This is a genomic window from Microvirga aerilata (assembly GCF_016743775.1).
Lineage (GTDB): Bacteria > Pseudomonadota > Alphaproteobacteria > Rhizobiales > Beijerinckiaceae > Microvirga > Microvirga aerilata.
The window spans coordinates 1-7,220 of sequence record NZ_JAEQMY010000157.1; the positions used below are offsets into that span (position 1 = coordinate 1).

Below are 7,220 nucleotides of genomic sequence, written 5' to 3' on the forward strand. Positions count from 1 at the left end.
CTGATCAGAGCTTTGAGGCCATGATCTATCTCGCTGCCAGCTTCATGGCCCTGAAATGAATGTCCACACGCCTTAGTATACCGACTAGCGTGAAGGCTACCTCACTCGGGGCTTTCAACTGGCCGCCTATCATGTCCAAAGGCTTACGCGATTGGGCCAATGTATGAGGATCAGCGCCGTTTGGTACAAGGAGCCGGTTCTGCTTGGTGGGCGACCGACCAAGTAAGGCTAAAGCTGCACCTCGGCAGGCTTGTGGCGCGCCGAACCCCTTGAGTGGAGCTTTCTACATCCAAAGTGCCGTGCTCAGTCCCACGTTGACTTGCATCCAGCACGCCATGGGGTCATCGTCGGGACTGGTTATGCTGAGCCGACCTTTGGTCAAGACAGCGTGGCAGGTACGGCTGCCATGCCGTGATCAGGTCCGCCATAGCCCCCCGCGGCGCGGGCCTGCCGAGGAAGTACCCTTGGCCTTGATCACAGCCCGCCGCCCTAAGGTATTCGGCCTGTTCCGCCGTCTCGATCCCCTCCGCTACAGTTGTTAGACCGAGGTTCCTTCCGAGATCTAGGACAGCGGACAGAATTGCTGCGTCCTCGGAGCTGCTGGGGAGATTGCAAACAAACGATTGCTCGATCTTCAGAACGTCGACGGGGTGCTGCTTGAGGTGCAGTAGGGAAGCGTAGCCGGTGCCGAAATCATCGAGGGCAATCCTGACGCCCTCAGAACTCAGCGTCCTCAGCGCTTGGGCGATGCCGTCAGCATTCTGCCCGAGAGGGACGGCTTCTGTCACCTCGAGCTCAAGACAGCGCGTCGGCACACCTACAGATCGCAGGCTCTCCAGTATTTGCTCGGCGAAGTGACTACTCTGAAGCTCAGCTGAGGATGCGTTGACGGCCACATGGCCAAACTCAAGGCCAGCTTCCAACCACTCCCGCATGTCGTTGATGACAGCCGCGAGCACCTGACGCCCCATGCCTGTTGCCAGACGCCTATCATCGAATGCAGCCTGGATCGTTACAGGGGCTTCCATTTGGCCCTGAGGGTTGCGCCAGCGCAGCAGAGCCTCAAAGCCAGCCAGCCGCCCTGAGCCGAGCCAAACCTTAGGCTGGTAATAGGGTTCGATACGTTGCCCAGTGATTGCGCCACGCGCATTGCTGAGCATCTTCGCGCGATGCTCCACTTGAGTCCGCATGGCAGGCTTGAATACGACCGTCCCGCTGCGCCCTTGAGCTTTCGCAACATCGAGCGCAATGCCTGCTTGCTTCAACAGGTCCGATGCATCCTCAGCATCCGCTGACACAAGACTTGCCCCGATACTGGCGCAGCAATCCAGAGTATGCCCTTTATAGGAGAAAGGCTCAGCCAGCCGTTCGAGAACCGTTTCGGCCATTGCTGTCAGATCGTGCGCCGCGATCAAGTGAGGAACAATGAGCGCGAACTCATCGCCGCCAATACGGGCCACCGTGTCAGTGTAGCCAACCAACAATTGCAGCCGATGGGCTGTGGTCCGCAGGATGATGTCGCCGGCCTCATGTCCAAGCGTGTCATTGACATGCTTGAGATGATCTATGTCGAGGAACAGCACGCCAATGTATGAGCCGGGATCACACTGATCAAGCGCGTTGCTGACGGCTTTCTGGAAACGGCCTCTGGTTGGAAGCAGTGTGAGAGGATCATGCGAAATCGCCCAGCTGGTGCACGCCTGCGCCTTCTTCTGCTCGGTTAGATCGCTGATGAACCCCCCCAGGGACACAGTTCGGCCCGCCTGATCATAGGTGAACCGCCCCCGATCCAGCACCCATCGGACTTGGCCAGACCGTGTCATGATCCGGTACTCGACTGAGAAAGGACGGCGGCTCTCGCGTGCTTGAGCTTTAGCCTGCTGGAGCTTGTTTAAATCGTCTGGGACAATGATGTCAGACCAGGTGATGCGTCCACTGGTGAAATCCGTCGCATGATAGCCGGACAACTCTTTGGTGCCATCACTGAGCATCTTGGGCGCCCAAGATGCCGTCGGCTCAGCTGTGTAAATGAGACCTGGAACGTTGTTGATCAGCGTGGTGAGTTCTTCCATGCTCAGGTCAAAACGATCGACCGAATTTTGCTGGGGAGTTAGCTCCCGCGAGGCGTTGATCGTATCACTCATCTCAATACCCTGCTGCCGGCGTATCGTGACCAGTGCAAACCGGTCCAGTGTCCCACAATCAGATTTACTGTTTGATATTCCACTACTTTGTCAAAGAAGGCCAACGGTTCTTTGCGGTGGACTAAGTATCTTTGGAGATCTGATGAGAACGGTAACGACCCCATTCAACCCTGCTGCTGAATTCATGGAAAGAGGTGAGCTGGATCAGCTTGGGCCTTTCGTGAGGGAAGCTTGCTGAAAAATGGCTTCAGGTTAGAAACGGGAGCTCTGTCAGCTAAATGGGTAAAATGGCTTCAGGGAGTGGAGCTGCAATGACGCTCCACTCCCTTGGGTGTAATCAAACTGTCGGCGGATTACGCTGCCTTCGTCGTTAAGGTGCCGAATAGGGCCTGGCCACGGGCAGCCAGACGCTCCCGCACAGCAACAGGAACCTGACGGGCCGCTTTGGCGCGCGGATAGGTCATCTCGACCAAGGGAGCTGCCTCCTCGCCGAGTGCTTCGTGCTCGTTCCAGTTGTCGAAGGCCAGTCTATCAACGTTGTCGATAAAGCTTTCGGCCGGGACGTTGTCGGCCAGAAGCAGTGAGTGATCGGCCAGCTCGACGTGGTAGTAGGTGAAGGTCTGAGCCGGGGCAGGGGCACGCACAATGGAGGTGCCGTTCACCAGAGCGCTGGCGTGAACCAAGATGTCATCGATCAAGATCGCATGATCGGGCGAGACGTAGAGATCGCGCGAGGGAACGTTCTCGGCCAGAGCGTCGGCCTTGATACAGATGGGCAGAACGCGCAGCGGGTCCGCGAAGAAGGTGGAGATGGTCTGGCGACCAACCCAGCGCACGGGGACAGTGCGTCCATCAGCCGTCTGGACCAAATCACCGCGCTGCAAAGTCTCGACAGACACCTCACCCTGTCGCGTCGCGATTTGCGTGCCCGGTAGGAAGCAGATGACAGTTGTATCAGTTCCAGGAGTGACCGATGTAATTTTCGCAGTGATTTCCGTGTCCGTAAATAGAAGGTGGGACAGCTTGCCATTTGCGCCTGACGTCGAAGCGATAAAGCCGCCCGAATAACTCCCGACATACGTGTATGTCGCCCCACCATATGCAAACGTGTCAGGATTAACGTCGCCTAGCAGCCCAAGCTTGTCAGCGGAAGTAGTTGCACTGTCTGTTACCGTGGCAGCGCCCTTCGATTCAGCTTCGATGTTGTAGTTACCGCTGTTTCCATTTGCCGAAACCGCATAAGTAAACTTGAAGTTCCTGATATCTGCCATGGTCGCCCCTCAGTATGCTTTACAATGTTTTGCCGGTGTCGGCTTTACTGCGTTGCAGAATTAATACCATTGGGGCGGCGAGGTTTGGCTACCGCATAGGGATAATCGCCCATGTCTGTAGGTTATTGGTCTATCCTCATGGATAGTGTGATATGCTCAAGGATAAGCTCGAGTTTGGCCAATCAGGCGGCGTGACAGAGTGCGTAAATCAAGCATCGCTGAAGGACCCGCGAGGGTTTTGGCGTTTTGTGCCGGTGCCGGGACGTGAGTAAACCCGTTTCGCGCCAGATCTGCCGCCGCACAGCCGCCAGCCCATCCGCAAAGGTCGGGTGGGACTTGCGGTACCAGCTGTCGATCCAAACAGCCGTGCGGGCACGCTGACCGAGCTGGCCGGCCATCAGGGTCACAACCGAGAACAGGCCGAACAAGCAGGGTGTGGTGCGGGCCACGGCATGATCCGACCATTGCCGCTGGGTCTCCACCCCCAGATGCGTACGAGCCTCCTGGAACGTGGCCTCGACCTGCCAGCGCAGGATGAACCAACGTATGATCTGCAGGGGATCCCGCGGGATCGGTGCACAGCAGGGCCTGGGGCGAGAACCGGCCCGAGAGGATCGCGTAGCACGACCCAGCGGATGGGCACAACAGGCATCCCGCCATGACGCCACACGGCGGTTGCAGAGGAGAACTCAACCATGCGATCTCCTTTGCCATACCAGCCCGGCACCGTAACCCGTCGCCAGCGGGTGCTTGTGCGCACCAGCACATCGGACAGGTTCGGCAAGCGAGCGCCTTTGGTGCGGGGACAACCCTTTGTCCCAGGCTGGCGCGGCGGAGCCGGTTCATAGAGGGCGGCATCCTGTCGATGGACTTGCTTCAGTTTGGATACTGCAGGCGAATTCATCATTCGGTGAAGCGTTTGAGGTGCGGTCAGCGTTCAGGCTTTAGGGGCTTAGGACCAGACCTGGAGGGTTCCATATCGCTCCGCCCAACCGTGAGTGGGGAGGTTCCAACTTCGACCGCAACCGTCGCCCGAGCTGCCTTCCAGCATGGCAATCCCTATCTGTGCCTGCGCAACCGCCTCGGGACGATCTTCACCGACGCCCAGTTCGCGCCGCTCTTCGCCCATCGCGGACAACCGGCGGAATGCCCGTGGCGGTCGGCACTGGTGACCCTGCTCCAGTTCGCCGAGAACCTGTCCGACTCGCGCAGGCATGCCGATCCGGCCTGGGTGGAGCGCTATAGCAGGCTGGCGAGCGATTATGACGTGCCGCAGGGCGAGGCAAAGCGGCGCGCCCATGCCGAGCAGATCGGGCGCGATGGTGATCAGGTGCTCGCGGCGATTACAGCCCCTGACGCCCGGCATGGTTGTGCGAGATGCCGGCTGTTGAGCTTCTGCGGCAGTTTTGGGTGCAGAATTTCTGTCTCACCGACCAGGCTCAGACCGTAGAACCTAGAGCCGGCGCATTCTCCGAAGCCACTCCCCGGGTGCAGTTGCGGACCAATCAGGAGGGATTTCCACCCTCGTTGCTGATGGCCGGATCACCCTACGATCCAGAGGTCCACCATGCCGAGAAGGGGACGACAGCTTGGATTGGCTACAAGGTTCATCTGACCGAGGCTTGCGACGAGGGCGGTCCGCACCTGATCACGCACGTGGAGACCACACTGGCGCCGGTTGTGGATCGCGACGCCCTCGACAGCATTCATGACAGGCTCAAGGCCAAGGGCCTGCTGGCGGACACTCACCTCGTCGATGCTGGTTACGTCGCGGTCGATCAGCTCGTCGCCAGTCGCCAGACCTATGGCGTCGCGCTCCTGGGGTCAGCTCCCGAGAATTATCAGTGGCAGACCCAATCCGATGAGGGCTTCACCTTGCAAGACTTCCTCCTCGATTGAGATCGGCAGGTGGCGATCTGCCCGGCCGGGCACGAGAGCAGGAGCTGGCTTCCGGATTACTGGCAGGGACGGCCTTCAAGGTGCGCTTCTCCACGACCCACTGCCGCCCCTGCCCGTTGAAGGCACAATCTCGGCAGGAGTTCGATTTCTGCACCTGCGCTGCGCCCGCTACATCGGGCTGGCCAAGACGCATCTGCAACACGTGCTGACGGCGGCGGCCATGAACCTCATCCCGCTAGGGGCTTGGTTCGCCGGCACCCCGCTCGCACGAACCCGGCAATCCGCATTCACCAAGCTCATGATGGCTCCCATCCCAACATCATGAATTCGCCAGCAGTATCTTTTTCGAAGCAAGTCCACCACTTCCATGTGCTCAAGTATCGTTTGGTAGAAGCGGTCAATGAGGTAACAGTCCAGCAGCAACTCAAGTGCAGTAGCGTTCGGGGCCAGAGCTGCAATGTATGGACGCACTCCATGGTACCCTTTGCCGTTGAGCGAAACGGATGTGATTGAAGCACGGTTAGGCCCTAGCATTTATCAGCTGGATAGTTGGCTCCTGAACTATGTTCTGGGTCGAGATCGCGTGGGCAGGCGCACCGCCGTACCCACACTTCATGATAAGAGCGCAATTGTCGCTTCGTCCTGTCGAGTCCAACTCTTGTGTCCGGACAGCAGTTGAGTAATAGAAGGCTAAGCAGCAGTGAGGCAAGGAATGACCGAGGAAGAGATCGATCACGTGGCTCAGGATCTGGCAAAAGTCGGGGGAACGTCATGGTATCCCGGACGTTCTGCGGGCGGTCTTTTGAGAAACGTGGGGGAGCGTTACCGAGATCGGGCTCGGGTCGCGATTGCAGCTCTTGATCGTTTCAGAGCCGGCAAGCAAGCGCCTAACGCGTCGACCGCACCTGAAGCTGAGGCGGATACCTCAAGGGGAACTGTAACCCTCTCCCCTGGAGACAAGCTCGAGATTGGTGCAATCGTCGTTTACCGCCCCCCAGGGGACTTAAGGGCGATCTCATGCCAGGTCACACAAATCGAGGACGGCCGTGCCTATCTGGTACCCGTGCCCCGTCCCGATGTTGGCTGGGTCGCGATGGACAGCGCTATGCCTGTAGCCGAAACAAAGCCTGGAACTGAGGGATAATGGTCCCTGCACTCCACCCGTCGTCGTGTGGTCTTACGTAAGGAGCGCGACAGGCTAAGGACTAACCTGTGGCTGAGGGCTCATAGCATCGTGAAGCGCCGAATGTGGCGGGGGTTCATAATGGGCAAGGCCATAGGATCGGGGTGACACGCCCCTGTTCTCACATTATATCGAGCTTCCTTCACCCCAGCACAGAGCCACCAATTGTGGGGCTCGCATCTGGCAAGCTGCGACGAGAAAGCGTTCTTCATATCAGGGGGGCTTGGAGACTCCACTCGCAGTGCCGGTAGTCTCCATCTATTCTGTTAGTTCGGCGCTGCGGGTCGGGTACTTGGCATCTTCGAGGAAGGATGGTGCGGCCTGTCGTCAAGTTGATGAGTGTGGCGACTTCAAGATGGGAAAAGAATACAGGAGGCGTCCCTCAGAGGAGAGGATGCGGAGATGCCATCCGCTCCAATCATCGACGATCCCGCCCAACTCGTGCTGCAACTCACTCACAGCCATCAGGGCCTGAGCCCTGGCGCTCTCGAGGTCTGATACTTCGACACCCTCATCATCCAAGATCTGGTCATGGTCACTTACGAGGTGGAAATAGCAGCGCATCAGCATTCCTTCAACCCAAGGCGGGTGCTGGATGTCATTAACTTGCTTCAGGTCCGTTGTGAAGGAGTTGTGCAAATGCGGGGCTTATACCAAGTCCCACTGATCAGAACTGATGCGCCCATTCACGCAAGCCGATGGACATGATGGTCCAGGGCTGAT

Annotated in this window: 5 protein-coding genes and 1 pseudogene; 3 read left to right on the forward strand and 3 right to left on the reverse strand. The window is 58.4% G+C overall.

Annotated features, from left to right (window positions below; translation table 11 throughout):
- Positions 1–341: 341 nt before the first annotated feature.
- Positions 342–2,144 carry a putative bifunctional diguanylate cyclase/phosphodiesterase gene (locus tag JKG68_RS30210; RefSeq protein WP_202065917.1) on the reverse strand — a complete coding sequence of 601 codons (1,803 nt, stop codon included), beginning with the start codon at positions 2,142–2,144 and terminating at the stop codon, positions 342–344.
- A 353-nt stretch (positions 2,145–2,497) separates the two neighbouring features.
- Positions 2,498–3,415: a Hint domain-containing protein gene (locus JKG68_RS30215; RefSeq protein WP_202065920.1), complete on the reverse strand. Its 918-nt coding sequence runs from the start codon at positions 3,413–3,415 to the stop codon at positions 2,498–2,500.
- A gap of 976 nt (positions 3,416–4,391) precedes the next feature.
- Here JKG68_RS30215 and JKG68_RS35195 point away from each other — a divergent pair.
- From JKG68_RS35195 to JKG68_RS34020, 3 genes and pseudogenes are all read left to right on the forward strand, one after another.
- Positions 4,392–4,625: pseudogene (locus JKG68_RS35195) on the forward strand (transposase); the annotation flags it as partial.
- Positions 4,626–4,942: 317 nt separating this feature from the next.
- The gene (locus JKG68_RS34015) at positions 4,943–5,314 is read left to right on the forward strand and encodes a hypothetical protein (RefSeq protein ID WP_246516079.1); all 372 of its coding nucleotides are present in this window, start codon (positions 4,943–4,945) and stop codon (positions 5,312–5,314) included.
- Positions 5,277–5,639: a transposase gene (locus JKG68_RS34020; protein WP_246516081.1), complete on the forward strand. Its 363-nt coding sequence runs from the start codon at positions 5,277–5,279 to the stop codon at positions 5,637–5,639. The genes JKG68_RS34015 and JKG68_RS34020 overlap by 38 nt, the downstream gene beginning before the upstream one ends.
- 1,185 nt (positions 5,640–6,824) lie before the next feature.
- Here the strand turns inward: JKG68_RS34020 and JKG68_RS35035 are convergent.
- Positions 6,825–7,067: a DUF6894 family protein gene (locus tag JKG68_RS35035; RefSeq protein ID WP_376773240.1), complete on the reverse strand. Its 243-nt coding sequence runs from the start codon at positions 7,065–7,067 to the stop codon at positions 6,825–6,827.
- Between the last annotated feature and the right edge of the window lie 153 nt (positions 7,068–7,220).